At 54.3% G+C, this 26,628-nt stretch carries 23 protein-coding genes; 11 read left to right on the top strand and 12 right to left on the bottom strand.

Features of this window, described 5'->3' with window-relative positions; all coding sequences use genetic code 11:
* The first annotated feature begins 47 nt into the window (after positions 1 to 47).
* The 3 genes from GOX66_RS02130 to GOX66_RS02120 all read left to right on the top strand — a co-directional run bounded on the left by GOX66_RS02130 (position 48) and on the right by GOX66_RS02120 (position 2,501).
* A complete protein-coding gene (locus tag GOX66_RS02130) occupies positions 48 to 791 on the top strand; it encodes an SDR family NAD(P)-dependent oxidoreductase (RefSeq protein WP_174822617.1) in 744 nt (247 codons plus the stop codon).
* A complete protein-coding gene (locus tag GOX66_RS02125) occupies positions 752 to 1,366 on the top strand; it encodes a 3-hydroxyacyl-CoA dehydrogenase NAD-binding domain-containing protein (protein WP_336508950.1) in 615 nt (204 codons plus the stop codon). Before GOX66_RS02130 ends, GOX66_RS02125 begins: the two co-directional genes overlap by 40 nt.
* A 154-nt stretch (positions 1,367 to 1,520) precedes the next feature.
* A complete protein-coding gene (locus tag GOX66_RS02120; RefSeq protein WP_170759121.1) occupies positions 1,521 to 2,501 on the top strand; it encodes a murein L,D-transpeptidase catalytic domain family protein in 981 nt (326 codons plus the stop codon).
* A gap of 373 nt (positions 2,502 to 2,874) precedes the next feature.
* Here the strand turns inward: GOX66_RS02120 and GOX66_RS02115 are convergent, their stop codons facing one another.
* A complete protein-coding gene (locus GOX66_RS02115) occupies positions 2,875 to 3,444 on the bottom strand; it encodes a TetR/AcrR family transcriptional regulator (protein WP_170759119.1) in 570 nt (189 codons plus the stop codon).
* 125 nt (positions 3,445 to 3,569) lie between these two features.
* Here GOX66_RS02115 and gntH point away from each other — a divergent pair, with 125 nt between their 5' ends.
* The 4 genes from gntH to GOX66_RS02095 all read left to right on the top strand — a co-directional run bounded on the left by gntH (position 3,570) and on the right by GOX66_RS02095 (position 9,639).
* Complete coding sequence (gntH, locus tag GOX66_RS02110; RefSeq protein ID WP_170759117.1) at positions 3,570 to 4,763, top strand: guanitoxin biosynthesis MBL fold metallo-hydrolase GntH; 1,194 nt, start codon at positions 3,570 to 3,572, stop codon at positions 4,761 to 4,763.
* 254 nt (positions 4,764 to 5,017) lie between these two features.
* On the top strand, positions 5,018 to 6,808 hold the full coding sequence (locus GOX66_RS02105; protein ID WP_170759115.1) for a hypothetical protein: 1,791 nt from the start codon (positions 5,018 to 5,020) through the stop codon (positions 6,806 to 6,808).
* Entirely contained in the window at positions 6,801 to 8,084 is a 1,284-nt protein-coding gene (locus GOX66_RS02100; RefSeq protein ID WP_170759113.1) for a HupE/UreJ family protein, read from the top strand. Before GOX66_RS02105 ends, GOX66_RS02100 begins: the two co-directional genes overlap by 8 nt.
* A 385-nt stretch (positions 8,085 to 8,469) precedes the next feature.
* Positions 8,470 to 9,639, top strand: coding sequence for a cupin domain-containing protein (locus GOX66_RS02095; RefSeq protein ID WP_170759111.1), 1,170 nt, complete (start codon positions 8,470 to 8,472; stop codon positions 9,637 to 9,639).
* A 6-nt stretch (positions 9,640 to 9,645) separates the two neighbouring features.
* Here the strand turns inward: GOX66_RS02095 and GOX66_RS02090 are convergent, their stop codons facing one another.
* Complete coding sequence (locus tag GOX66_RS02090) at positions 9,646 to 10,557, bottom strand: DMT family transporter (protein ID WP_170759109.1); 912 nt, start codon at positions 10,555 to 10,557, stop codon at positions 9,646 to 9,648.
* A gap of 141 nt (positions 10,558 to 10,698) precedes the next feature.
* On the opposite strand from GOX66_RS02090, the gene GOX66_RS02085 reads away from it, so the two are divergent.
* Entirely contained in the window at positions 10,699 to 11,487 is a 789-nt protein-coding gene (locus GOX66_RS02085) for a class I SAM-dependent methyltransferase (protein ID WP_170759107.1), read from the top strand.
* A 371-nt stretch (positions 11,488 to 11,858) separates the two neighbouring features.
* On the opposite strand, the gene GOX66_RS02080 is transcribed toward GOX66_RS02085, so the two are convergent.
* A complete protein-coding gene (locus tag GOX66_RS02080; RefSeq protein ID WP_170759105.1) occupies positions 11,859 to 12,509 on the bottom strand; it encodes a TetR family transcriptional regulator C-terminal domain-containing protein in 651 nt (216 codons plus the stop codon).
* Between the two features lie 116 nt (positions 12,510 to 12,625).
* Here GOX66_RS02080 and GOX66_RS02075 point away from each other — a divergent pair, with 116 nt between their 5' ends.
* Positions 12,626 to 14,020: an aminotransferase gene (locus tag GOX66_RS02075; protein ID WP_170759103.1), complete on the top strand. Its 1,395-nt coding sequence runs from the start codon at positions 12,626 to 12,628 to the stop codon at positions 14,018 to 14,020.
* Positions 14,021 to 14,084: 64 nt separating this feature from the next.
* On the opposite strand, the gene GOX66_RS02070 is transcribed toward GOX66_RS02075, so the two are convergent.
* The 7 genes from GOX66_RS02070 to GOX66_RS02040 form a co-directional block, all read right to left on the bottom strand.
* Complete coding sequence (locus tag GOX66_RS02070; protein ID WP_170759101.1) at positions 14,085 to 15,653, bottom strand: trimethylamine methyltransferase family protein; 1,569 nt, start codon at positions 15,651 to 15,653, stop codon at positions 14,085 to 14,087.
* 25 nt (positions 15,654 to 15,678) lie between these two features.
* Positions 15,679 to 16,878 carry an aromatic ring-hydroxylating oxygenase subunit alpha gene (locus tag GOX66_RS02065; protein ID WP_170759099.1) on the bottom strand — a complete coding sequence of 400 codons (1,200 nt, stop codon included), beginning with the start codon at positions 16,876 to 16,878 and terminating at the stop codon, positions 15,679 to 15,681.
* An 8-nt stretch (positions 16,879 to 16,886) separates the two neighbouring features.
* Positions 16,887 to 18,953, bottom strand: coding sequence for an oxidoreductase (locus GOX66_RS02060; RefSeq protein WP_170759097.1), 2,067 nt, complete (start codon positions 18,951 to 18,953; stop codon positions 16,887 to 16,889).
* 91 nt (positions 18,954 to 19,044) lie between these two features.
* On the bottom strand, positions 19,045 to 20,100 hold the full coding sequence (locus GOX66_RS02055; protein WP_170759095.1) for an extracellular solute-binding protein: 1,056 nt from the start codon (positions 20,098 to 20,100) through the stop codon (positions 19,045 to 19,047).
* A gap of 18 nt (positions 20,101 to 20,118) precedes the next feature.
* Complete coding sequence (locus tag GOX66_RS02050; protein ID WP_170759094.1) at positions 20,119 to 21,219, bottom strand: ABC transporter ATP-binding protein; 1,101 nt, start codon at positions 21,217 to 21,219, stop codon at positions 20,119 to 20,121.
* Between the two features lie 20 nt (positions 21,220 to 21,239).
* Entirely contained in the window at positions 21,240 to 22,034 is a 795-nt protein-coding gene (locus GOX66_RS02045) for an ABC transporter permease (protein ID WP_170759092.1), read from the bottom strand.
* Positions 22,031 to 22,894, bottom strand: coding sequence for an ABC transporter permease (locus tag GOX66_RS02040; protein WP_170759090.1), 864 nt, complete (start codon positions 22,892 to 22,894; stop codon positions 22,031 to 22,033). Before GOX66_RS02040 ends, GOX66_RS02045 begins: the two co-directional genes overlap by 4 nt.
* Before the next feature lie 189 nt (positions 22,895 to 23,083).
* On the opposite strand from GOX66_RS02040, the gene GOX66_RS02035 reads away from it, so the two are divergent.
* On the top strand, positions 23,084 to 23,725 hold the full coding sequence (locus GOX66_RS02035; RefSeq protein ID WP_170759088.1) for a TetR family transcriptional regulator C-terminal domain-containing protein: 642 nt from the start codon (positions 23,084 to 23,086) through the stop codon (positions 23,723 to 23,725).
* Between the two features lie 283 nt (positions 23,726 to 24,008).
* On the top strand, positions 24,009 to 24,389 hold the full coding sequence (locus GOX66_RS02030) for a hypothetical protein (protein ID WP_170759086.1): 381 nt from the start codon (positions 24,009 to 24,011) through the stop codon (positions 24,387 to 24,389).
* Between the two features lie 26 nt (positions 24,390 to 24,415).
* Here the strand turns inward: GOX66_RS02030 and GOX66_RS26270 are convergent, their stop codons facing one another.
* A complete protein-coding gene (locus GOX66_RS26270) occupies positions 24,416 to 24,922 on the bottom strand; it encodes a putative molybdenum carrier protein (protein ID WP_419555537.1) in 507 nt (168 codons plus the stop codon).
* On the bottom strand, positions 24,897 to 26,588 hold the full coding sequence (locus tag GOX66_RS02020; protein ID WP_170759082.1) for a thiamine pyrophosphate-binding protein: 1,692 nt from the start codon (positions 26,586 to 26,588) through the stop codon (positions 24,897 to 24,899). The genes GOX66_RS26270 and GOX66_RS02020 overlap by 26 nt, the downstream gene beginning before the upstream one ends.
* Between the last annotated feature and the right edge of the window lie 40 nt (positions 26,589 to 26,628).

Below are 26,628 nucleotides of genomic sequence, written 5' to 3'. Positions count from 1 at the left end.
CGTTCATCATTCCTCATGTGACTACGGATGGAACTGCAGTTTCAAGTTTGTTCTTTGAGGCAGGAAAAGATTCGCGGGGCGATGTCGCAATTCTTGCGCGCAATCTTCAAAAGCTGTTTTTCTTAGTAGAAACCGCAGAGCTGGCTGACAACATCATCTGGTATTCGCTGGATGTCACAGACGCCGCCGCAGTCGAGGAATTGGCCTACACGACAGGCAGCACCGACATTCCTGTCAACAATGCAGGCGTCCAGGTCGAAAAGACCGTGTCCGACAGTACGGATGCCGATTGGGACGCGGTAATCGGCACCAATTGCCGGGGCGTGTTCAATCTTTGCCGCGCTTACATCCCGCACATGCCTGAGGGCAGCTCGATCATCAATATCGGATCAATCTCAGGCAATTTCGCTGACCCATCAATGGCGCTCTACAACGCGTCCAAGGCGTTTGTGCATGGGTTGACCCGGTCAATTGCCGTCGATCATGGCCCCAAAATCCGGTGCAACGCGATTTGCCCGGGCTGGATCGAAACCGGCATGCTGGGCGCCGGCTTTGATCTTGCTTCGGACCCTAAGGCTGCGCGGCAGGATGCACTGGCCCGCCATGCTGCAGGTCGGTTCGGCAGGCCCGAGGACATCGCCAGCATGGCAGTCTGGCTGTCCTCAGACGAGGTAAGCTTTGCCACCGGCCAGTTATTCACCGTTGATGGCGGCATGACCGCCGCCTCCCTTCTCAATCCGGGATTGTTCTGGTGGAGTTTAAACACGCAGCCTGCCTTGGCGGCGGGGTGATAGGCGCCAGTTGGGCAGCTTTGTTTCTGGCGTCCGGTCGTTCAGTTGCGATGTATGACCCCGACCCGGATGTCGAACGCAAGGTGCGCGATTACGTCGAAACGGCCTGCCCCACAATGACAGAGCCAGGACTAACCCGGAACGGTGCACCGGATGCGATTACATTCCATACCGACGCTGCCAGCGCAGTAGCCGGTGTCGGATTGGCTCAGGAGAATGTCCCCGAAGGGTTGCCGATCAAACACGCGATCTTTGCTGAAATTGAACCTGCCCTTACACCAGACGCCATCGTGGCAAGCTCGGCTTCCGGCCTGAGATGGGCCGCGATGGGGCCGACCATGTTGGTTAACCTCGGCGCAGGTGAAGGTGGCCACAGAGCATTCTGCGACCGTTTCTCGGATACGTTCAATGGCTGGCGGGACGATCTGGGCGAACTTTACCTGACTGACGAAGCGGCCCACCTGCTGGCAGAAGGGGTCGAAGCAGTAGCCCGCGGCAAGGCGCTTACCGAGCTTGCCGAAAAGAGAGGCGAATTGATCGTTACCAGGCGAAATTCAACCTCGGACTTGCGCTGACGTTTTTGATCAAGCGATTGCTGAAATCTTCCTGACACATGAGAAGCACGGGCTTTACAGTCACAGTCGATGCTATCCTTCATCGGACGACCGCAGTCCTCCTCCCGATCTGTGTTAGACTGGTGGCGAGGATATTCTGGCAGGAGTTTTCCCGTTGCTACCGAAATCACTCCGTCTCGCATTCGCGGTTTTGATAGTTACCACTTTGGTGGGCTCAATTCCGACACGGCTGAAAGCCTTATCCGCAGACATACCGACATGGTTGCAAAAACACGTGGGGACAGGCGATGGGCAAATTGCACCTGTGGTCCTGAAGAGAGCGCGGGCGCTCTACCAGAAAAAAGTACGCCAGGGCAAAGTTTCGAACCCCTGCTATCTGGCAAAAGACGCGACGCGCCCAAGCACATCCCCCAGCGGCAAACCGGGGCGCCGGTTTTACGTCATCTGCGAGTCACAGAAGTTGTTTCGTGCCGTCTCGTCCGGCTATGGCAATGGTCGGAAGTTACAGCGCGCAAATTTCTCGAACGGTCGGCAATGTGCAAAAAATTTCAGTAACGCAGAGGGTTCGAAGCTGACCGCTGGCGGATCCTATGTGACCGCCGAAACACGAACATCCTTTAAAGGATATTACTACCACTCGGGTCAGAGGAAACCATTCTACCGCACATTTCTCTTGTTTGATGGGGAGGGTGAAACAAGCAATGCTCGCGAGCGGGCCATCGGTGGCCATCCCGCTGTTTTTTTAAAATGGCAATGTCGCTTCAAGAACCCGAAAAGCCCACATGCCGACAAAGAAGGCTATGTCCCTTACGGAAAACTGGTGAATTATACTGGCGGTCGAAGCAATGGCTGCACAACCTGGTCTCAGCCCGCTTCCAGGGAAATTCTCGCGCTGGTTGAGGGTAACCCGACGACCCTTTATATCTATCCGGAATCCAATGACATCAACGCTGTCGCCAAAGCGGTAAAAAAGCGGGAACCATTATCGCGCGCCGGGCTTTACTGGAATGCTGCGTGCCTACAGACAATTGGCTCACCAAATTTCTGGCCCAAAAGCACTCTTCAACCGATCATCAATCAGTGGAGGCAATCCTTGCCAAAGCAGCCGCCTCTGGTTTTGCCGATCTGCAACTGAAAACTGCAATTGTGACGTGATCGCGAAGGGATTCACGAAATAATCACCGGGTCCAACAGGATCGTCCAGCAGCCTTTTTGGCTTACGTCGATCTCTTCTTCATGCAGTGAATCTTCGACGTCTCGGAGAGACCGCGGAATTCGTGCATTAAACTAGACGGCAAGGTGGCTGAGTCGTAGCACTGCCTGAATGGACAAAGAGATTTGCGGCCGGATGGTTCTGACCGGAAAACCGTCGCTGAGCATAGTTGCCACCTGTTTGATCCGGCCCGCTGGAACAGCGATCTCGAGCCAAGAACAGTAGAGCTTCGAAACGAGTATCAGTCATTTTCCTGAGTTGGGTATGGAGTTTTCACGGCTCAGAATAAGTCCCGTTACTTTCTCACAAGTATCGCATGTTCCCGCTCTAAGACGTTTTCCCAATTGCCTTGGGCTTTCAGGCCGGTTGAGGAATCTCCCATCAGCGATGTGACCATCAGCCTTCCGCGAACCTTGGCTTCTTCTTTCGAGAACCCGGCTTGTTCGAACATCCAGGCCGCGAATTGGAACCGCTTGCCGATCGTTCGCTGATAGGCTTTGTTGACCGTTTCGTCGGTATTCGCCCATACCGAAACAGCGTGGTCTGGCAGTGCTGCATCCTCTTCAATCACTTTTTTCATTAGAAGAAGAATGCGGTCTTCCGGCGAGCCTTGAAAATTCTTCGCCGCGACTATCACGTTGTCAGTAAGTTCCTGCTCCCAATATCTGAGTACTTCTTCCAGAAGTTCTCGGACATTCTTGAAGTGCCAGTAAAAGCTGCCGCTTGTTAGATTCAGCCGCTTTGCCATTGGCACAACTTTGATGGCGGACACCCCACCCTCATTCAGCAGCTTGTAGGCCAGCAAAATCCAATCTTCTTTGGTTGCGGCAGCCTTAGGTGATCTTCTTGAAATAACTTCTGACATTCAGATTATGGCATTCTTAAGTTGACATAGAGCAGTCTATGGAACTACCGTAGAGATGTCTATGGTCAATTGAGGACTCACGAATTCGTGTTCTCTTCAGACGCTTCGCAACGAAGGGGGGATCCATGAATAGCTTAGTTAAATCCGCAACCGGTACAGTTTTGGCGTTAGGCATGATGGTCGCCGGAACTGCCATGGCGCAGAACATGTTGCCGACTGGGCGAAATGCCACCGCAATCGAAAACGGCGTGTATCCGGCGTCTTATTTTCCAAATACTGAAATTCTCGGAGAGAACGAGATGCGCATCACCGCCTTGGGAACGGGGATGCCGAACCAGACCAAGGCGGCTGTTTCGATCTCATTTTTTGTCGAATTGGGAAACGGGGATGTCTTTCTGTTTGACGTCGGAACGGGGTCAACGGGCAACCTTTTCTCGCTTCGCCCGGACTTTTCCAAGATCGACAAAGTTTTTTTCAGCCATTTGCATGTTGACCATGTCGGAGACTTCATGGGTCTGCATGTGGGCGGCTGGCTTTCAGGCCGGTATACGCCGCTTCGCATTTTCGGTCCTTCGGGATCAGAAGACGAACTGGGCACCAAAGCATATGTAGATGGCATGTCGAAAGCCTATGCCTGGGATCTCGCCACAAGAACGGGTGCCTTGCCGGATGAAGGCGCCAAGCTTGACGTAACCGAGTTCGACTACATGCAGGAAAACGAGATCGTTTATCAAGAAAATGAAGTCACCATTCGGTCCTGGCCCGCGATCCACAGCCTGGATGGCTCGGTAAGCTATTCCCTTGAATGGAATGGGCTGAAATATGTTTTTGGCGGGGATACTTACCCGAATAAATGGTATGTCGAATACGCCAAAGGCGCAGACCTTGCCTCGCACGAAGCCTTCCTACCGCCGGATGCGCTTGCCCCTTATTTTGGCTGGGACATGAAACAGGCCACGTATGTTGCAACGCGCATTCATACCGAGCCGGCAGCTTTCGGCAAAGTCATGTCGGCAGTCGAACCGCGAATGGCTCTGGGTTATCACTCGGTACTTTCGCCTGAAAACTATCAGGCAATCCTTGAGGGGGTCCGGTCGACATATGACGGTCCGCTTACGCTTGCGCGGGATCTTCAGGTGATCAACGTAACCAAAGACCAGATCGTTGTTCGTGAAGCGAGTGTTGACGACTATGTTTTACCGCCTGCGGTAAGCGACGAATACATCAACGCCCCGCGGTCGGAGGAAAAAGAGCCTTCGGACAAAGTCAACGCCGGTAAGTGGGAGGGTTACACCCCGCCACCAATGCCGGACCAATAACACCCTTTTGGTGTGATCTCACCGATCCTGACATGCGCACTCATCTTCGAACATGGGTACGCCACGGATAGGAGCCGAAGGTAATCCCCCTCAAGCATGGCGCGTTCTCTCGCAGTGATGCGCCATGCAAAAAGCTAGGAAAGGGGCGCATCAATGGCTGCCAAAAATCTCAACCGCATTCTTTTCACAGTCATGTTTTCCAGTGTGGTTTCAGTGCAGTTTAACACCCATGGAAAACGGACCGCCATACAGGGATGAAGGTCATTCAACTCTGGACAAATCTGCATCGGCTACTCCTGACGCTTGGCATTTGGGCAACCAATGCGATGCTCGTATCCGCTGATGTGGTTCTGTCCAACGGATCGGAAGTCGCACCGAATATCGCCGTTTTTCACGTCAAAGACGACGGTGTGTACCTCGACCTTGAGATCTTCGTGGATGACATACCGCTGTTCGCGGGGCTGTTGCCTGATAGTTGGCTTATCGATCACGCGCTGGACGGGCCTGGTCTTGAGCAATATCAACAACGATCTGATGGTCAGACGCTGGCGGTGATAGCAGAGGGCGAAGGACCTCTTTCCGCAGCGGTCAGAACGATTGAACCCCGAACGCGTGTCGACCGGGCTTCTCCGCTTGCTAGCCAGTTCGATCCGTTCTCTGGCAAAATTGTGCCAAGCCCGCCCTCTGACCCGCGTGTATTGTTCGTGGAGTTGTTCTATCCGTTTCTGAGGCAACGCCCCAAACAAATTACCATTCGACCACCAATGAAAGACGGTATTCCGCTGGCAACTATCGGCATGCATGTATTGGATCGAGAGGTGCCGGTAACAGATTTCAGTTTCCTGTCAAAATCCGCCAACCTTGAAATGCATTGGCCAGACCCCTGGCACACTCGCTTTTCCGCCGAAAGTCTGAATCGGCAGGCTCAAGACGCGGCCTCAACCTTTCTCTATATTGAGCCTCGCGAAGTTCGGCACGAGACATTAATCCGCCTGCGCGATCTGGCTCCGTGGATTGGTGAAACCGTCGAAGTGGGGCAAACGCTGTCACCCCTGCAAAGCGCCCGGATCACTGAAAAGGCGGCGGCGTTTCTGGCTTTACGCAACCCTGTTTCAATTGACGGCGATACGGTTCAATCAGTGCGTGCGACGGCTGACATGCTGAAGCTGACCTCACAGGGGTTCCAGATTGTTGAACCCGGAAGGGACGTTTCAGCGAATAACGCATTTCTAGGCGTTATCCTTTCATTCCCCTCAAACGATCTTCCCGAACAGGCAACTGTAACATGGGATATGTTTGACGCGGAAACCTCGCGAGTCGCAACGATATCAACCGATTTGGCCGGACCATTCTTTGGGGCAGTGACGCCAGCAGATCCTCAATTCCGATGGCGAAACCATTTACTGAAGTACGAAAGGGAAACGGTATCAGCCATCCCTGTTGACCGAAAATCGCAGCGCTTACCGGCGTTGGTTTGGATTGCAGGGGTTATCGGTCGCGCATCGCTCTTGTTGATGCTGTTCGGAAGGCTAAGGACTGCCAGTGGTGCGGTCATGATCCTCGCAGCTTTAACCGTCATTGTTTTTTCGGGATCATTGCCAGATATGCCCTGGAAGAAATCGGACCTACCCGAACCGCAGACTGCCGAGAACGTTTTCCGTTTGATGCTCGAAAACCTGAACACGGTGACTCTGGAACCAACCGCGGATTCAAGAAGGGCAGAACTGATGCAAATAGTTACCTCTGAGGCGCAGGAAGACATTGCATCCGAGGTCGAGCGGGGACTCGCGATACGTGCACCCGGAGGCAGCATTGCCAGAGTGACTGATATCGGTGGCTTGACGTTAGAGTCCCTTGATCCGACCACCAAACCGGGCGGCTTCAGCACATTGGCCAAATGGACCGTCAGGGCCGAAGCAGGTCATTGGGGGCACGCTCACATTCGCGCAGTAGCGTTTAGGGCGCTGGTCGAAATTGTACCAGAAGACGGGCACTGGAAGCTGGATGGACTCACTATAATTGAGGCGCGTGATCCAAATGCATAAGTTAATCAAACGAAACAATTTTCTATTCTGCGCGCTGTTTGTCGGTTTACTGTTGTCGCTGACGCTGTCAGCCTCGGCGCATTTCCTGTTGAACCTCAACGTTCGCATCATGCATGTGCAGCACACCGACGACGGCCTGCGTGTCTACATGCGAACCCCAATGCCCCACCTTGTTGCAGACAAGGTTGGCAGACAAGACGGTGCCACCCTGCCCGACGCCGCGCCGTATACGACAAACGCCATGAAGGACGGGCAGCTTGTTCATTTCGTCGATCTGGAGGCATTTAAGAACGACCCTGACGGCTTGGGACAATTGGCCGAAGATGGGTTGCAACTGCTGGTCGAAAACCAGCGCCTGGGCGGAACGATTGAAAAGGTTCAACTGCACCGGATCGGCAGTGAGCCCGGCTTTGCCACTTTGGAAGAGGCCCAGCGTGCCGTGCAAACCGAAACCCCGCTGCTCCCCCCGCTCTATGTCGGGGACACGATTGTTGATCTGGTTTTGGACTACAACACCGAAGGGGTCGTTCAGTCGTTCAGCCTCGCGAATACACTGGACCCCGGTTTACCGGATCAGGATCAGACGGCGAACCTCATACTGGACTATGCGTCCGACAGGCCGCAGGTTTTTCGGTCACGTGGATTAATGACCGAACCTGTTGAGATACAATTGGAAGGCTATGGAGGTTTCCTGAGCTTTGTCTGGGAAGGCATCCGGCACATCCTCGAAGGGCTGGATCATGTTCTGTTTGTTGTGTGTCTGGTTATCGGGGCACAGACACTCAGGGCATTGCTGCTGCGCGCGACGGGTTTTACCGTCGGGCATAGCGTAACACTGTCGCTCGGCTTCTTCGGCTTTGTGCCATCGGGTTCGTGGTTTATTCCCGCGGTCGAAACCGGGATCGCGCTTTCGATCATTTTTGCCGCAGTGGCAGCGTTTGCAAGTACTACGAATACAGCACGGTCTGAGCTCACGATGGTTCTTTTGACAACGCTCATCGGACTCTTGCACGGTCTGGGGTTCAGCTTTGTGCTGCAAGAGATTTTGCAGGTCACATCTCCAAACATCTGGCAAAGCCTCCTTGCGTTCAATCTTGGTGTCGAACTTGGGCAGGTCGCCATCATTCTGGCGCTCTGGCCTGCGTTGTTATTGTGCCATCACGCAAACGCCGGTTTGTGGATGTCTTTACGTATTGGCCTTGCGGGCGGGTGTGCGGCCATCGCCTGCTATTGGACGTTCCAGCGCATGGCTGAGGTCTATTCCACACTTACCTAAGGATTTAGCTTTTGATTTTTGTCAGTAGCTCTGGGCATCTGGAAGATCAGAGTAAGGCAAATACCAGGTTCCTGACGTCAGTTGCAGCGATATTAGCTGTACTGACTGGCAAATGGGCTCGGCCCAGACCTTGGAACCAACGCGGCGTTTACACTACTTTTTTGAGCGACCAAGGCGTTGAGTTGTTCCGATGACCCCAACGCCTCCAGCTTAGTCGAATACCACACTTCGATCTATTGCAGACCCTAAGCCGATAATTGCAAGAGGATCGCGCTTTGGTGAAGGCGAGCCATCATTTCATTCGTTTAAAAAAAAGCCGAATTTATCGAACAGGCTACGGCATGCTATTCTGCCGGGGTCTTATCCAATGGATTTGGAGGCCAGCATGGTTAATTCATCACGGCGAGAATTCTTCAAAACGGCAGCGGCGGCAGGTTTGGGCGGAACTGCTGTCACGCAAGTGTCGGCGGCGGAGTATCCATCCGGCCCGTTTTGGAACAACGTTCCTGACCCGGAGCTTTCCAAGCAAGACCTCCCAAACTTCAAGTTTGAACTGGAAAAATCCAAAGGGCGCGAAGACGGCGGCAGTTTCGGCAAGGAAGCCACCGTCAAACAGTTGCCGGTTTCTACCGGAATTGCGGGCGTTTCAATGAAGCTTGAGCCCGGCGTGGCCCGCGAATTGCATTGGCATGCCACTGCGGCAGAGTGGGCATTCGTCATGGAGGGCCGCTGCCGGACCACGGTTATAAACCCGGCGGGTGAGTCCGAGACCAATGATTTTGAACCCGGTGATGTGTGGTACTTCCCCCGAGGTTACGGGCATTCGATACAATGCCTGGGCGATCAGCCGTGTCACTTCATCCTGATCTTCGACAATGGGTATTTCTCTGAGTTTGGCACTTTCAGCATCACGGATTGGATAGGCCACGCACCGAAAGAACTGCTATCGAAAAGCCTCGGCCTGCCCGCCGCTGCTTTTGACTCGTTTCCCAAAAGCGAGGTGTATTTCGTGCATGGCAACCCGCCCCCTGAAACACCGGCGCTACCACATCAGGGGCATCTTGCGACACCACCCCACACGCACAAATACAGACTTCTCGATCAGGGGCCCAATTCCTCATTTGAAGGGGGGCGCGAATGGCTGGTCAGCCAGGAGGAATTTCCCATTGCAACAACAATTACCGGTGTCGTGCTGGAATTGGAACCGGGCGGAATGCGTGAATTTCACTGGCACCCAAATGCGGATGAATGGCAATACGTGATGAGCGGCGGCATCGGCATTACTGTGTTTGGCGCAAACGGGCGTTTTGCCACTGAGACGCTGAACAAAGGTGATGTGGGATATATTCCGCAGGGCTACGGTCACTCAATCGAAAATACCGGGGAAGAAAGGGCTAGAATTCTGATCGCATTCAACACCGGGGAATACCAGGCCATTGACCTCTCCGAATGGATCGCGAGCAATCCAGACTACCTGCTTGCGGCGCATTTCGACCAGAAACTGGACATTGTCGAGGAATTCCCGAAACGCGATGTCTTTATTGCGCCGCAGTGACCGGACTCAGTTTGGTTCGGTTTTGCCCAAGGGTTTGTACTTGCCGATGATAAGCGCGGCAATGATCAGAACAAGCGCGAGGATGTCGTTTGTCTGTAATCGTTCACTCAGAAATGCGATGCCGATGAATACGCCGACAAGGGTGATCAGGTAACCGGTAAGAGCGGTGAAAGTCGGGCCGGTTCGGCCAACCATATAGATGAACAGGACATAAGCGATACCGCCGCAGAAAATTCCCAACCCCAGCAAGGCCGACAGGCTTTGCCAGCTTGGACGCAGGTGCCACTGCGTATTCAATACCAGTACCAAAATAACCAGCACTACGGACGCAATCATAAAGACATTGCGCATTGCCAGAACCGGCGGAACACCTGACAGGTGTTTCATCATGATCAGACTCAGCGAAAAGCTCAACGCGCCGCCAAGGATCGCCAGTTCACCAATAATATTCGCCAGCCAGCTACCTTTAATACTTGGAGCGATCAGAACAAGAATACCGATAAAACCAACAATGACGCTTACGGCAGCGATCAGACTCCAATGCTCGTCCTTCACGAAAAACGGGGCCAGGATCAGGGTGAAAATCGGCACGGTTGCCAACAGGATCGCGGCGATGCTGCTATCGACATGCTGCTGCCCCCATGGGATCAGAAAGCACGGCAATATCGCCTCGGCGACAGCGATCGCGCAATACAACTTCCAGGGCTGCCCGCTAGTACCTACCGAATTCCGGGCTAGCTTTTTATGCATCACCGCTGCGATGACCGTCAGGGTGGCAAATCCTATCACCACTCTTCCCGTTGCAACCACCAAAGGCGTGAAACTGCGGATCGCCAGTTCGTTTAAAACGAATTGAGACCCCCATATAAGGCTGATCCCAACCAGCAACAGATAGTCGAGTGCGACGGGTCTGTTCATAACATTCGTACCTTTCTGAACAACCGGATCACCGCTTAGGAACGAGGCTGCCCAACCCTACCACAAAATTCGGGCCGGACCCCTGGGGTACAATTTTCACCGATATTGTTGTATTTTCCGGACAAATCCCGGAGGCACCAGATGTACGAAGATCTCTTACCTCACACCCTGCCGACCGAGGCTGAGCGGCTCGACCAGATGGCGCATGCGCATGATCCCGATACGTTTTCAACCATCAACAGGCTGAACCTTCCCGCGAAAGCGAACTGTCTCGATATTGGTGCCGGGCGCGGAAGCGTCGCGATCTGGCTTGCCGAGACTTTTCCCGATGCAAAGGTGATCGCCAGCGATCTGGATGTGTCATCCGTCAAAGAAAACGCATTGTCCAACCTGTCGGTAAAAGAAATAGATTTGCGAAGCGACGAACTTGGTTCGGACTTGTATGATCTGATCCACTGTCGCTCGGTGCTTTGCTTTTTGCCGACCCGAACCGAGGTTTTGTCCAAGATCCTGCAGGCGCTCAAACCCGGCGGCGCATTTGTTGCAACTGAAATGGACTTCGGCCGCATCGCTTCCGGTCCCAGCCGGTTTTGGGCAACATTCTGGACCGCATATCTTGAGTTTGCTGCGGCGCAAGGATGGGAGCTTGGATTTGGCGGCACGCTTCCACGCCTTTTGGTCAAAACTGGCTATACAGAAGTTGATGCGAGGCACATTCAACCCATCCTGAACATGTCCGGGCAAACCGCAGGAAGCGCAGAAGCGGAGACATGGTCATTGACGTTGGCAACCTTGGCGCCCCAGCTGATCGGAGGCGGATTTATGTCCAAGGCAATGCTGTCCGAAGCGCTTTCAATAATCCGCAACCCTGAGGCCTGGACTGCCGGCCCAGGCTTTATGGTCACCAGTGCGCGGAGACCGGTCACTTAAATGATATGTCGCCGCTAAAGATAAGGTTGTGTTCCAAATTTTGCGCCTGGATTGGCGAGATAGCGTAACCTGATGCCTTTAGAAAATTTCGAACCAGTCTCAGGTAGTCCGCAGTGAGGCTGTCCCTTGCGTCGCGCAAAGACCGAACTGTTCGGCAAGCGCCGCGAAACGTGTGCGTACAGAGTTCACCGAAGGACGATACAAGGCCGGATCCTGTGACAATCCCTGTACCAGCCTAAATGCACACATCCGATTGCGGGATAGATCAGAAGTTGAGCAGACAGTTTGGAGCGGAAAACACCCTGATCAAACAGCATGCTGGACCGAGAAATCAGCCATAAAAAATTTGAAATGGTCCCTGCTACGTAAGCTCATGGTGTCCGCGCAAAGTGTTTTGGAAAAAATGTCTGCAGCACAAACAGACAGATCTTCACAGCCTCGGTGGATTTAAAAGTATCCGAATGTAAGTGGTAGTCGGTCCAGAGGCCTTCGAGCAATGCAATCAACGCATCTGTTGCAAGCTTCGCGTCCACGCCCTCATAACCGGCTTGGTTCTTCAATTGATGGCAAAGCTCCAGGATCGTTTTGCGAAACCCCTGATCTCGCGAGTCGATGAACGGGTAGATGTCTGGATTGGAAAGTGCTTCAGCCCTGAACGCGAACCAGATAGCCACGTCTCGCGCATTCAGGACATAGGGATCGAAGTCCGCCTCTATAATACCGACCAGCTTTTCTGCGGGACTCAGGTCTGCATCGCCTGCAATCGCCTGCCACTGGCCAGAGTAGCGCGCTGACAATTCCTCGGCCACAGCCAAAAGCAGCTTTTCTTTGGAGCCGAAATGCAGGTTCACCATTCCTCGGGACAACCCTGACAACTCGTGGATGTTTGCAGCGGTGGTCCCGCGAATTCCAAATTTGTGGATGGCATCCGCAGCAGCTTCTATCAGCAGCTTCCGGTTCTGCGATTTGCTCAGTTCTCGGGCGTTGGATGGGGAATGGGCGGTGGCAGTAATCTTACTCATCCTTCGCTACTTCACTCACTCTTTTGTTTTCTCGCATCAGGTGGCTGGGAAGTTCAAGGATTGACATTGAATGAACGATCATTCATTTTGTGATAAATATTACAACTTGGTGCAACATGACTCTGCTGAACTCAAGCTTTCAATCCATTCGTGATTGGGACAACGCGCATTTCCTGCATCCGTGGGAGGGGATGGCATATCTGGGCAATAACGACCGGACCTTTGCTGAAAGTGGTCAGGGTATTCATGTGATAACTGCAGACGACAGTCGCCTGATCGACGGGCCTGCCGGCATGTGGTGCGTTCAGTTGGGTTACGGAAACACCGAAATAGCGGATGCAATGGCTCAGCAGGCAAAGGAGATGGCGTATTTCTCGCCATTCAACAACGCCAATTCGGCGCCAGCCCAACTGGCGCATGAGATTGCCAAGCGAACCCCCGGAGACCTGAACCATGTGTTCTTTACCACGGGCGGCTCCACGGCCGTGGACAGCGCGCTGCGCTTTGTGCAGTTCCGCAACAACCTGCTGGGCAAACCTGAAAAGAAAATCGTGATCTCACGGCAGAAAGCTTATCATGGTTCGACTTATCTGGCGGCTTCTGTGTCCGGTAAGGAGCGCGACAAAGGATGGTTGGATCAGGCAACCCACCTGACGCGGTTTTTGCCGAACGTGAACCCGTATACACGCAGCCCTGATCAGACGCTCGACGATTTTCTGAACGAAAAAATCGACGATCTGGAAAACATGATCCTTGAAACAGGCGCCGACAAGGTCGCCGCGTTCATTGCCGAACCGATCCTTTGCTCCGGTGGCGTCATCGTGCCCCCACAGGGGTATCATAAGCGGTGCCTGGAAGTCTGTCGGAAATACGATGTCCTGTATATTTCGGACGAAGTCGTGACCGGGTTCGGTCGCTTGGGGCATTGGTTTGCCTCCGAAGATGTCTTTGGAATTCAACCGGATATCATCACCTGCGCCAAGGGAATGACGTCCGGCTATGTGCCCATGGGGGCCTGCATAATCTCTGACAGGCTGATTGCGGATGTGAGTGGAGAAAACGCGCAGGACGCGACATTCTCAAATGGCTTCACCTACTCCGGCCATCCCGTTAGCGCGGCAGCAGGGCTGAAGACGATTGAAATCATGGAGCGTGACGGTGTCCTCGAACACGTTCGCGCGATCACTCCGTTGTTCGAAGAACGCCTTCAAGCCTTGGGAGAACTGCCTCTGGTAGGCGACGCACGTGGAATGGGGCTTGTTGGATGCGTTGAGTGCGTTGCTGATGCGGGGGCTGACGATACGTTGGATCTGGACAAATCGGTGGGTACACTGATTGATCGTCATTGCCAGGAAAACGGGCTGATCCTGCGGCCAATCATCAACATGTGCGTATTCTCTCCGCCGCTGATCATAACCGAAAGTGAGTTGAACAAGATGTTCGACATTTTGGAGATGGGCATCCGATTGGCGACCGAGGACCTGACACGTCAGGGCAGGTTCAGGGCTTAGGCCCCACCTTGTCGTAGCATCGCAACCAAGCGGGTTGCGATGCCTTCTATTTGGCTTGCAGCACTCAACCAGCGCGCATCGCTTCGGGCGGTAATTTGATAGGAAACTTAGACCGCACCTCTTCATCCGCCTTGCTGCCAAAGTAGTTCGGGTAATGATTGGATAGAATGTCATCCACCACAGAACGGCTCCGCTCGAACATATCCTTTCGACCCGTCTTCTCCCAAGTGTCCGTCAGTTCCCGATCCAGGAGTGTTGGGTAGACGTATTCTGTCTCCATGTATTGCAGGGTTTGCGCGTTGCCGAGGAAATGTCCGGGATCGATTGCGCAATCGTGGATCACATCGACAGAAAGCGTGTCGTCGCTCACCTCAATCCCGCGAAGCGTTCGCGAGATCATACCGGCGGCCTCGTTGTCGATGACCATCGACTCAAAACTGCACCCCATCAGACTGCCAAGCATACCGCCGAATTCGCACAGCCTGTTGGCCCCGGCATGGGCCGCTAACGCGAAAGTCAAGGCCTTTTCCAGACCGTATTGCGCATCAGGAATTTTGGAATCCGTCATGCCGCAGCCGACGCTGGTTGGAAGGTTGTAGAAATTGCCCATCTGAATGGCCGCGGCTGAGATCAGCGCCTGTTCGCCGCTACCGCCGGTGAATGAGCCTGTGCGGAGATCGGTGATAAAAGGCCATGCCGCGAAAACAACAGGTGTTCCGGGATTGATCAGGTTTGCGATGGCAACACACGATAGCGTCTCGGCAACGGCCTGAGCCAGTGTTCCGGCCAGTGGCGCAGGTGACGTCGCCCCGGCCTGCGGTGGAACGGCAAGGTCGCAGACAAGGCCCATTTTCGCCGTATCGATCAGAATCTCCAGGTTTTCGCGCCCGAACCTGAGCGGTGAAACGATGGGGCATCCACCAAAGATGACCGAGGGCTTTTCAAGGAACTTGCCCTCCCCGCCTGATGCCAGATCGAACAGATGGATTGCGTCCTGAATGTGCTCGCGGGTTCTGAACGTCAGGCAGGACGGTTTTTCACTGCCCGCCAGTATGGCGTAGAGCATGCTCATGTCATGCTCGTAATCCTGCGGCACATCCGTCGCCAGAACCGTGTCGCCGGTCATGTGAATGTTGTCGAGCCGGTCAACCAGGCGGGTGAAGTCGTATATGTCCTTGAGCGTTGACGGCCGGTAGCTGCGCGTTTCCGCGTCAAACGTGGTCACCGCCGTACCGGAATTTGCGTAATACACCTTGTCCTTGGTGCAGTGCATATCGTTCTTACCAGCCCGCGACCCGCGCGCGTGGACATAGAATTCGCTGGCTGCTTTGGCCAACAGGTCTTCCATCAACGCGCGGGGGAAGCACAGTCGGCCATGCCCATTCACAGTCGCCCCTTTGGGCAATACGAGATCAAGAACTTCCTGCGTGGGGTCCCCTACCCCTGTGCGCTCCAGAATGCTGAGGGCGGCCTCATGTATGCGCGACATGTCTACGTCCGAGAGGGGCTTGTATCGCCCACCCGGAATGCCCGGCCAGATTGCCTGCGAGGCGGCGTTGCTGGTTCGAACGGCGGCACGCGCTTCACGCCCGCCCCCGCGCCGTCTAGATCTGCGCTGCGTTAACTCTGTCATGTTTGTTCTCCGAATTCTGAGCGTGTCAGATCATGCTGAAGTAGTTGCGATAGAAGCCGGGAATGCTCGCTTCCATTTCTGACAATGGTCCCGGAACGAAGCGGTGTGAGTTCACACCTTCCTGATTGTGCCGGATGATCCTTTCGTCATCGAGCGACGTGACATGCCAAAGCCATGTCAGGGCATCCTTGTCATAGTCGCGACCCTCTTCAGCGTCGCCGCGCACGTACCAGACGATCTGAATATCCGTCTCTTGCAGGTCTCGTGGGACGAACCGGTACCCAACCACATGATCGGCATAGACAAGGAAATAGTTCAGTGTACCGATCCCCAGATCGGTGGCTCCACCGTCGTGGGTTTTCAGCTCACCCAGAGGCGGAGCCAGGGGCGCACCATCCTTGCTGCCGGTCATGTAGCCGGGAAACAGCGGGTAACGCCGCCAATAGACATCCGCACCCGGCGCGACAGCGTTTTCGCCGGTCAGGTCAAGCTCCTCAACCGGAACTCCGGCTTCTCGCATCCGCTCATGCAGTGCACCACTGAACTCCAGAACCTGTGCAGGGTCTTTCAATGAATGGCTGCGTGAATAGTCCTGATGGGAAGGTGCGCAATGATAGCACTCCAGATAGTTCTCCAAGGCCAGTTTCCAGTTCGCCGGAACCGGATAGGACGCCTCATGCGCGACCTTCAGATTCTCGAAATCGAACGGCATCGAAAGTGGAGCTAACTTTTCCAGCGCCGCGTCCAATGGCGGCGCTTCCTCTGCCGTGCAGATGAAAATAAGACCTTGGAAGATCTTCACCTGAACCGGGAATAAACCATATTGGCCCGGGTCAAAATCAGCCCCCATTGACCGTCCGTTTCGTAGCTTTCCGTTCAGGTCAAAGGTCCACGCGTGGTAGGGACAGATGAAGTTACGCGCCTTGCCTTTCTGTTCCACGCAAACCCGCGAACCCCGATGGCGACAAACATTCAGATGCGCACGTACTTCACCCTCGCGGTCCCGAACGATGATCACGGACTCGGGGCCGTAATCGAACAGGAAATAGTCACCGGGTTCCTCGATCTGGCTTACGTGACCGACCCAGATCCAGTTGCGGTTCCAGAACGTACTGATGTCATTTTCATAAACCGCCTGAGACGTATAGAAATGGCGCGGCAAAGCGAACCCTTCCCGCTGTGCTTCTATCAAGTCGCGCATTAATTGCAGGTCATCTTTTGGCATAGCGCACCTCATACAGTTTCAAGGGAAACGATCTCCCGACGGAAAAATTCGCGGTCGATATCGCCCGCATCGCGTTCGAAATTCCGGGCAGCCATGTGACCAGAGTATACAGCGTCAGCGATCAACCCGGGGTTTGCAGCATCGCCGATCAGGTCCAGTTTTGTCAGCGGGCTTTCGGACAGACCACGAAGCTCATCGTAGAGATCGGTCTCTCGCATTCGTTGCGTCACCAATACGACGGAGCCGCACTCGATGGCATGTTCTCGCGCCGTGTAGACGCATTGCACGTTCGCCGTACCGGGTGCCACGCTGGCCAATGTATGGGACATGACCAGCCGAACGCCTTTTTCCAGAAGGCTGCGCTGCACTTTGGTCTGTTCCAACGTCAATTCCGTGAACGGCGAAACCATCGAGGCCGGGGTGACAAAGATGATCTCTCGCCCGGTCTGAGCCAAGTGATCGGCCAGTACTCCGCCAAGGTAGGCCTGGTCATCATCATAGACCAAAATCGGACCACCCCCCGGCAACACGCCTGACATGATGTCGTCCGGAGTGAAAACCTGAGTGCCGGAACTTATTGAAATACCATGGAACGCGGACTTTCCGCGACCGTCCCGCCGCCATGGTGCACCAGTTGCCAGAAAGACGTTCGGAATTCCCAGTTCGACAACATCACTGGCCGACAAGCGGCTGTCGGTGAACATCTGTACGTTTCCGCGTTGCTGCAGGTCGTAGATCCTGTGATCCGTAACGCGTTTCCACGCAGATAATCCAGCCAGACCGGATTCCTGCAACACGCGGCCGCCAAGTTCCTGTTTTGCTTCGGCCAGCGTGACTTCATAGCCACGACGCGCCAATTGCATAGCGCATTCAAGCCCCGCTGGTCCGCTGCCGACAACAAGCGCTGTTTCCTCTTTTCCCCGATTTTCGATGATTTCAGGATGCCAGCCACGCCGCCATTCTTCGCCCATCGTCGGGTTTTGCGTACACCGGATAGGAACACCCAAAGCATCGGACGAAACACAGATATTGCAGCCGATGCATTCTCTGATTTCTTCGATGCGGCCTTCCTTGATTTTGTTGGGAAGAAACGGATCGGCAATGGAAGGTCGTGCCGCGCCGATAAAATCAAGGATGCCCTTTTTGACTAATGACACCATCAGATCCGGCGAAGTCAGCCGCCCGACGCCGACAACGGGCTTGGACGTGACCTGTTTAACGAACTCGATATAAGAGGTTTGAAAGCCGTCACGAGGCTCGAACCGGGTTGTCGCAGAGTCATTGCTCCAATCCGCAACGTTGACGTCCCAAAGGTCCGGCAGTTCTGCCAGCAACTCGACAACAGCGCGACCTTCCTCCTGCGCCTGCATCCCGTCGGTCCCGAGCAGCTCATCGACCGCGAACCGCAGGGCAATGGCGCAATCGTCGCCGACTTCTTCTCTGGTCTCTTCCAGAAGCTCGCGGGTCAGCCGCACCCGGTTCTCCAATGAGCCGCCATACTCATCGGTCCGATCATTGAACTGCGGCAGCAGAAAGTGATGCGGCAACGTCATGTGGTGGCCGGCATAAACATACACAATGTTAAAGCCAGCCTCGCGCGAGCGCCGAGCGGCAGCCCGATGCCATTTGCGGAACTCGCGGATGTCCGTCTTGTCCATTGCCCGGGCCTGCTTCGGATACGCGGTTTGCAGGGCAAGTTCCGACGGAGCCAGAAGCGGAGCCCGGCTAAGGTGGTTTTGTGCATGATGGCCGTTATGCGCCAGCTGGATTGCGGCAAGCGACCCCTTCTCTTTAACTGCATTGGTTATCAAACGCAGCGCAGGAATGTCCCGATCGTCCCAGATCCGGTTCTCAGAATAGGGAGACAGATCCGAAGTTGGATGAATCTCGGCCTCCTGGGTAGACACCACGGCCCAGCCGCCTTCGGCCTTCATCGCCCGCATGGCGGCCTCGGCCTGCGGACGCAAATGCCCCAGACCGTTACAGTGGGGCACCTGATAGAACCGGTTTCGGGCCGTCACTGGCCCGATTTTCACCGGTGCAAAGAGAACAGAGTATTGGTCAGCGCCTGACATTGCCGCGCTTCCTCCAGGAAAATTGGATATAGTACCTTGGGAATGGGAGGGTTACTTGGCCTTCCATTCCCGGTTATGTCGTTAGCTGTGCTCAGAAGCCCGCTTTGATGCGTTCGAACTCCTTCAACATCTTGGCTTCAAGCTCGGGGTTGACCGCGTCGAAGAACAGGCTGCCGTCAAAAAAGCTGTCGACGTCCGAGAACCCGTAAGTCTTGATCAGTTCCGGGTCTGCCTGTGCAAACGCATCCTCGTTGGCATGCGCGTAGCCCCAGCTTTCGATGATGTACTTGCCGCTGGCGGCAGAGCTCAGCGCGTTGAGCATGTCGTAGACCTGTTCATCTGACTGCTTGGCGGATTTCAGGTGCACATAGCCGCAAACCCATGTGGCGATACCTTTGTCCACATCGCGCATCATGACTGCCGGGGTTTCATTCCAGATCAGGTTCAGTTCCGACTGGTTCCAACCCCAGCCCAGTGTCACCTCGCCGCTGGCGATTGCCTGATCCAACTGACCCGCGTCAGACCAGTAGAAGCGCACGTTCGGGTGAATTGCGCGCAGGTAATCCGCAGCTTTCTGGAATTCCTCATCGCTCATATCGGTATAGCTGGAGGCACCGGTTGCCAGCGCCGCCATTGCAAAGGCGCTCGATGCGGCGTCTGGAATGGCAACTTTGCCCTGATAGGAAGGATCCATCAGCAACTGCAGCGAAACATCGTCTGCCGAAATCATATCCGTACGATAAATCAGACCGGTATTGCCCCATTCGAAGGGCACCATGTAAGTCTGCCCGTCGATCGTGATGCCATCGACCTCTTTGATCTTGGGCATCAGTTTGTCCCAGTTCTGCAGCTTGCTGGTGTCGATCGGCTTGATCATATCTGCCGCCACCCATTTTCTCAGGGCGTCCGTGCAGGGATGAGCGAGATCAGCTTCGAAACCGGACTGAAGTTTAGTGAACGCCTCTTCCACGCTGCCGAAATAGGTATAGCTGGGCGGTCCGCCGTATTTTTCGACGTAGTCACCATAGAACCCCTGATCCTCATAACCGGACCAATCGAAAACGGTCAGATCGGCTGCATTCGCAAGCGCCTGGCCTGCCGCAAAAGTGACAATCACCGCCGCTGTAAATGTCGTTGCTTTATTCATTTCTTTCCTCCCACAGATTCATGTTTCACGTTTGCCCAGGTCGATCACCGAGGCGCTCTGTACGCCCAGCCAAACGGTATCACCACGGCTGTGATCGACTGTGTGAAAGTAGTTTGGCACGGCGACAGCAATGCTGTCCGAAAGCCCATCAACGCGGACATAGTAGTGAACGCTCTCGCCATAGAAGGCGACGTCCGACACCTCGCCCTGCACAGAGGCGTCGTACTCTTCCGGCTTTTCCGCACTGATTTCCAACTGTTCCGGACGAACGCCAACCAACAGCTTTTTGTCATGTACGTGAACGTTGGGATTCACCCTAATCGTCATGCGCCCGAAGCCTTGAACATCGACCTCCAGCTTATCGGTGCTTTCGGCAACAATCTCAGCGCTCAGGAAGTTCATTCCGCCAATAAAGGATGCAACTTCGCGATTGCAGGGCTGAGAATAAAGCACTTCGGGCTTGTCGACCTGCTTGAGCTGACCGGCGAACATCACACCGATCCGGTCGGACATGGTCATCGCTTCGTACTGGTCATGCGTGACCATGACGAATGTGATGCCAAGTTTCTGTTGCAGCCGCCGCATTTCAAGCTGCATCGCCTCTCGCAGGTTTTTATCCAGCGCGGACAGCGGCTCGTCCAAAAGCAAAACCTTCGGACGCATGACCAGCGCGCGGGCGAGCGCCACGCGCTGCCGCTGGCCGCCAGACAACTCATTGGCCTTGCGATCCTGCAAGCCTCCAAGCTCAACCATCTCCAGGGCTTCGGCGATGCGCTCCTTGATTTCCTTCCGGGAAAGCTTGGTCTTACGCAGGCCGAACCCAACGTTGTCGCCTACATTCAGGTGCGGAAAGATCGCATAGCTTTGAAACACCATATTGGTAGGGCGCTTGTTGGCGGGCACCTCGCCCATCGTGCGTCCATCAATCCGGATCTCACCCTCTTCGTGATCCTGAAATCCGGCAATAATGCGCAGGGCCGTGGTCTTGCCGCACCCAGACGGCCCGAGCAGCGAAAAAAACTCGCCCTCTTTCAATGTGAGGTTCAGATCAGACACAGCCACAAAGGTACCAAAGCGTTTCTCAACGCCTTGAATTTCGATGATGTTCTGTTCGCTCATCTTGTTGATTTCCTTTGGCTTCAATCAGAGGACTGTGTGGAACGGCGGCGGAAGTATTCGGCAATCAGCAACAGCAGGACCGAGGACATCAAAAGCAGTGACCCCAGCGCGAGTGTGTTAGGCAGCTTTGCGGGGAAGCGGATCTGGCTCCAGATATAGACTGGTAGTGTTGGGCTGTTACCGGACAAGAAGAATGCGAGGACGAACTCGTCGAAGGACACGGTGAACGTGACCAGAAAGCTTGCGATGATGCCCGGTGCAACAATTGGCAGAGTGACGCGCCGAAAGGTCCCGACAACGCTTTCACCCAGATCAAATGCCGCTTCTTCCAGTGACTGATCGAAATCGTCAAAGGCAGATTTCATGATCGATACAGCGAAGGGCAAAGCCACAAAGACGTGGCCAAGGATCACGGTTGTCAGCGAAGGTTTCAGCCCGATGCTGATGAATAGGACCAGCATTGAACTGGCAACAATGATGCCGGGAATGACCAGCGGAAGCATGACCAGACCTTCGGACACTTCACGCCCTGAGAACCGATAGCGGACATAGGCCCGTGCAGCGAACAAGCCCAGCGAAGTCGCCATCAACGCTGTCACGCTGCCAACAATCAGAGAGTTCACCATGGCCTGCAACAGAGTGTCCTGCTGGCCGAGTTGCGCGTACCATTTCAGCGTGAACCCCTTGAGCGGAAAGGCCACGATTGTGCCGTCGTTGAAAGAAAACAGCGGTAGCAGCAGAACCGGCAGATACAGGAACACCAGATAGGCGATCGCATAGACAAGCAGCCAGGGGATCCGAATGGCCTTTGTCATCTGATCCTCCGTCCTAATGCGGTAACGATGACAACAAAAAGGATTGCGACACAGCCCACCGACAGCATGGCCAGCAGTGACAAGGTTGCACCCAACGGCCAGTTGTTTGCTGCTCCGAACTGCACCTGAATCAGGTTGGCGACCATTTTGCCCTGAGAGCCCCCCACCAGTGCCGGCGTGACATAGTCGCCAACCGTGGGGATGAAGATGATCAGGCAGGCCGCGATGATCCCCGGCACGGTCAAGGGAAGGGTCACGCGGACAAACCGTTCCAGCTTGTTGCACCCCAGATCGGTCGCGGCCTCCAGCAGGCTGCGGTCGATTTTCTGGAGCGACACATAGATTGGCAGAATAGCAAATGGTGCCCAAGCATGGGCGAGCGTCAATACAACTGCAAACTCGTTGTATAGCAGAAAGGTCAGTGGCTCCTGTATCATCCCCAGCGAAATCAGGGCCGAGTTCATCACGCCGTTGAAGCCAAGAATGAGCTTCCAACTAAAAACGCGCAGCAGGTAGCTGCTCCAGAATGGAATGGTGATCAGCAGCAGCCAGAGGGTTTTCTTCTGCGTCCGAAACGCGATGAAATAGGCGATAGGATAGGCCAGGCATACCGTCGCCAACGTAACTGCCCCGGCAATGGCTACTGAACGCAGCATCAGGTGGCGAACCAGGGGGTCGGTGAATGCCTCCTGATAGTTCGCCCAGGTCAGCGTCCGGTCGATCTCGACATAGGTCTGGGTCCAGAAGCTGTAGGCGACCAGAATACATAGCGGCACAGCAACAAGCAGGCCGACATAGAGCGTTGCGGGCGCGCTCAATGCAAGGCCTTTGCCCGTCTCACTTCGTATTACTCCAGCCATGCTTCCCTGCTGAATGTTGTTTTCGGTAGCGTGGGGATCGCCATCACAATATGGACAATCGTCCATTTAAATCTGGAATTTTATGGCAAGCTGTGTCAACTGATATTTTCAGGCTCGGGGTCCGCGAAATCCCGAGCCGCGCTAAATCGCTATGCAAGAGTTTGAAAACAAAGAAAACAGCCGGAACAAATGACAGGAAAACGCCAACAGGTACGTGAGCGAAATCGCCTTTCACTGATAGAAGCGGTCCTCGACTCGGTCGCGGAAAAAGGGATTTCGGAGACTTCGGTAAGCGAGATCATTCAGCGCGCAGAACTGTCTCGCGGCATGATTCACCTACACTTCGGTGGCAAGGATAACCTGGTTGACGAAGCAGCGCGTCACTCCTCGGAACAGTATTACAACGGCATTTATGCCCTGCTGGAAACGACAGGCCAAACCAGCCAAGAGCATATCGAGATGATTGTTCGGGGTGATCTCAGTGAGGAGATCCTTAACAAGAAGAATGTGTCGATTTGGTACGCGTTTCGAGGAGAGGCCAGGAACAGAGAAGCAATAGCTGCGTTTTCAGATACGCGCGACGCCAAACTTCGGAATATGATCTTCAATGCTTTCGGTCGCATCGCGAAGGAAGCTGAAATCGAACACCCCAATGAGGTCGCACGAGATGCTACCCACGGCACACTCGCCATGTTGGAAGGCATGTGGACCGACTACTTACTTCACCCGGATTCCTTTGACCGTTCGGAAGCAGTAAGAATTGTCTTTCGCTTCTTATGTGCAATGTTTCCAAATCATTTCGACCTCAACGGTGCATTGTGTTCCCTATGACAAATGCGACAAGAGCTGATCAGGTAGCCTAATAAAGGGCTGATTTTACATCCGCATTCGCACCATGCTGCGTGAGCGAACATGGCTTGTCCGCTACAAGGGTGCGGTCGGCGCTTCCGTTCAGCCGCAAAAACGTAACGAGAAGCCCCCATGGTGACCGCTTTCTGTCCCCTGAAGGGTCTAACGGAAGAGTGGACGTATTGATTTTGATCAAGTTGGCACTGGTTCAAAGGATTAGGCTGGTTGCATCACGATCCCAGGTCTAATCCAGAGAAAAACAACTATGCATCAGTCTCCAAATTGGGTTCGTCCTGTAGCAATAGTCGCCGCGGTATTTGGCATTGCGACTGTATTTTCCGGGGGGACGGCGTTGTTTGGCGGTGCTGCTGCCAAAGCTGCCGTCGGAGATGCAGTTCCATTGGTGCTTTGGTTCAATTTTTTTGCTGGCTTCGTTTATGTGCTTGGCGCGTTCACACTCATGAAATCCGAATTCTGGGCGCAGCGCATTGCCTGGTTGATTGCCGTCTGTACACTTTTTGTGTTCGCTATTCTGATAGCAATGGCTGTTACCGGCACTCCCTTCGAATGGCGAACTATTGGAGCCATGACCTTGCGGTCCGGCTTTTGGCTGGTAATAGCAATCGCGCTATCTAAGATCGTCTGAAACAACACAAAACAACGGGCCCGCACCTAAGGTGTTTTACTACTTGAAGGAAAGGACTGACGTAGAATTTCCTTCACCTTCGCACCGATTTCAGGCGCTTCGGATTCTCTGGGGCCAGCGATATTCAATACCGCTGAAGGGTGGGACGCGATCCAACGTCGACTCTGGCGAACGCAGGCGTCCACACCTTTCCGCAAATCGACGACCAAAAACGGTTTTCCGATCTCTTGGGCAAATTCGATTGTCAGCTTTGTTCCCGGGCTGGACGATTCATCCTGAAAAATCAGCAAGACGTCGCAATCCCGGACGTTCAGTTTTGTTCTTTCGCTGACATCCTCGGACTGCGTCTCGATCAATCCACTGAAACGTTCGGGTATTTGACCAGCCTCATTTGTCCGACCCCTCGGAACCCATCCGCCGTATGGAATGTTGTTCTCCAACGCGAACTGCAATGCGGCCAGGTCGACTCCTGTTTGGCCTCCCGCAACGATTTTCACGGGACATTCCTTACCTGCACCGGTTTGGCCGACCATTGTTACGGGCAACCTGATTACCCCACCGCAGCAGATTGACGTTGCAATCGTCGCGGTCGATCAGTACCTCGATCAGGCACAAGCCGTCATGCTCTTGCGCCTTTTTGATGGCCGCGTCCAACTCTCCTTCCGTTGTGACCTTACATCCCATGGCCTTGCCTTCGCCGGCACCAAACACATCGATAAGCCCTGCATAATCCCAATTCTTGATGGTGTTATAAGGACCGTCGTGGATTTCCACTTCAATCGTGTAGCCGCCATTGTTGATCAGGAAAATGATCGGTTTTGCATCGTACCGGATCATTGTCGAGATTTCCTGTGCCGTCAGTTGAAACGACCCGTCGCCAATGCATGAGATCAATCGCCGGTCGCCATTGCCCAACGCGTAACCCAGCGACGCGCCGACGGACCAGCCAATGGATCCGTACTGCATCTGGATCTCGAACCGCGTGCCCTCCGGTAAATCAATCTCCATGCCATTGAACCATGAATCCCCGGTTTCAACGAGCAGCGTGTTGTCTTCGGTCAGCATCTTCTGAATACGGGTGAAAAGCTGGCGAACGGTCACAGGTGTGCCTGCTTCGCCCGGCTCAGGCAGGGTCTGTTCGGTTTTGACCCGTTCAAAAGCCTTGATAGCGCCTTCGTTGGGTCTGAGTTTTTTTGTCAGCGCATCCAGAAATTCATCCATGCGGACATTGCTGAAATGCGTATCACCCAGTTGAACAGATGTCGGGTGAACCATGACCGCTTTACCGGGATTGAACCCAAGCTGATGTCCAGTCGTGGTGTAGTCGGTAAAAACGGGGCCGACAAAAAGCAATCCGTCTGCAGCATCTATAATCTCACCACAGCCCGGAGTGCTGACAGGCCCCCAGTAAATTCCCATGAAGTTGTCATCCGCTTCGGAAAGGAAACTCTTTGCGTTCGGCATCGAGGCCTGGGCATAGGCGCAGGCTTTGGCCAGACCACGCAGTGGCCGCTCGGCCTGACCTGCGCGGACTTTACTGCCCGCAACCAATACGGGTCTTTCAGCTGCGTTCAGAAAAGCCGAAGCCTGTTTGACTGCTGAGGCCAGAGTGTTCGGGTCGCTCGTTGATTGCCTTGCAAAACTCCGGGGAATGGGAGCCGATGTTGGTTCACCCGCAATGTTCGAGGCTATCTCGATATAAACTGGTTTTCTCCGCAACATCGCGGTGTCGATCGCTCTGTCGATTGCGACGGGTGCCAGTGACGGATGATGGATCATGACCGCTTCTGCTGTGACACGCGCGAACATCTCGCGCTGATAGCCATAGTCGACTTCGCCCAGCGTGTGGTGCAGATATTCCCATTCGGCCTCGGAGTTTGTGTTTGGCCCACCGGAAATCGCAATCAAAGGCAAGTCTTCGGCGTAGGCACCAGCTACTGCGTTCAGCAGGCTCAAGCCGCCAACAGAATAGGTGACCACAACCGCCGATGGCCCTCCGGTTGCCCGCGCATATCCGTCCGCGGCGTAACCAGCATTGAGTTCATTACAGCAACTGACCATCCGCATGTCCGGATTGCCGAGCAATTCGTCCAGCAACACAAGGTTATAATCACCCGGAACTACGAAGTAATCCGCAATTCCCGCTTCTTGCAGCCGCTTAGCTAAATAGGATCCTACGGTCCAATGTTCTGAGGTCATACCGCTTTCTCCGTTATAAATTTTGCAACAAGATTTTTAT

This window comes from Ruegeria lacuscaerulensis (assembly GCF_013031245.1).
Classification (GTDB): Bacteria; Pseudomonadota; Alphaproteobacteria; order Rhodobacterales; family Rhodobacteraceae; genus Ruegeria; species Ruegeria lacuscaerulensis_C.
Note: the sequence above shows the minus strand (reverse complement) of the source record. Positions and strands in the feature narration are given on the sequence as shown.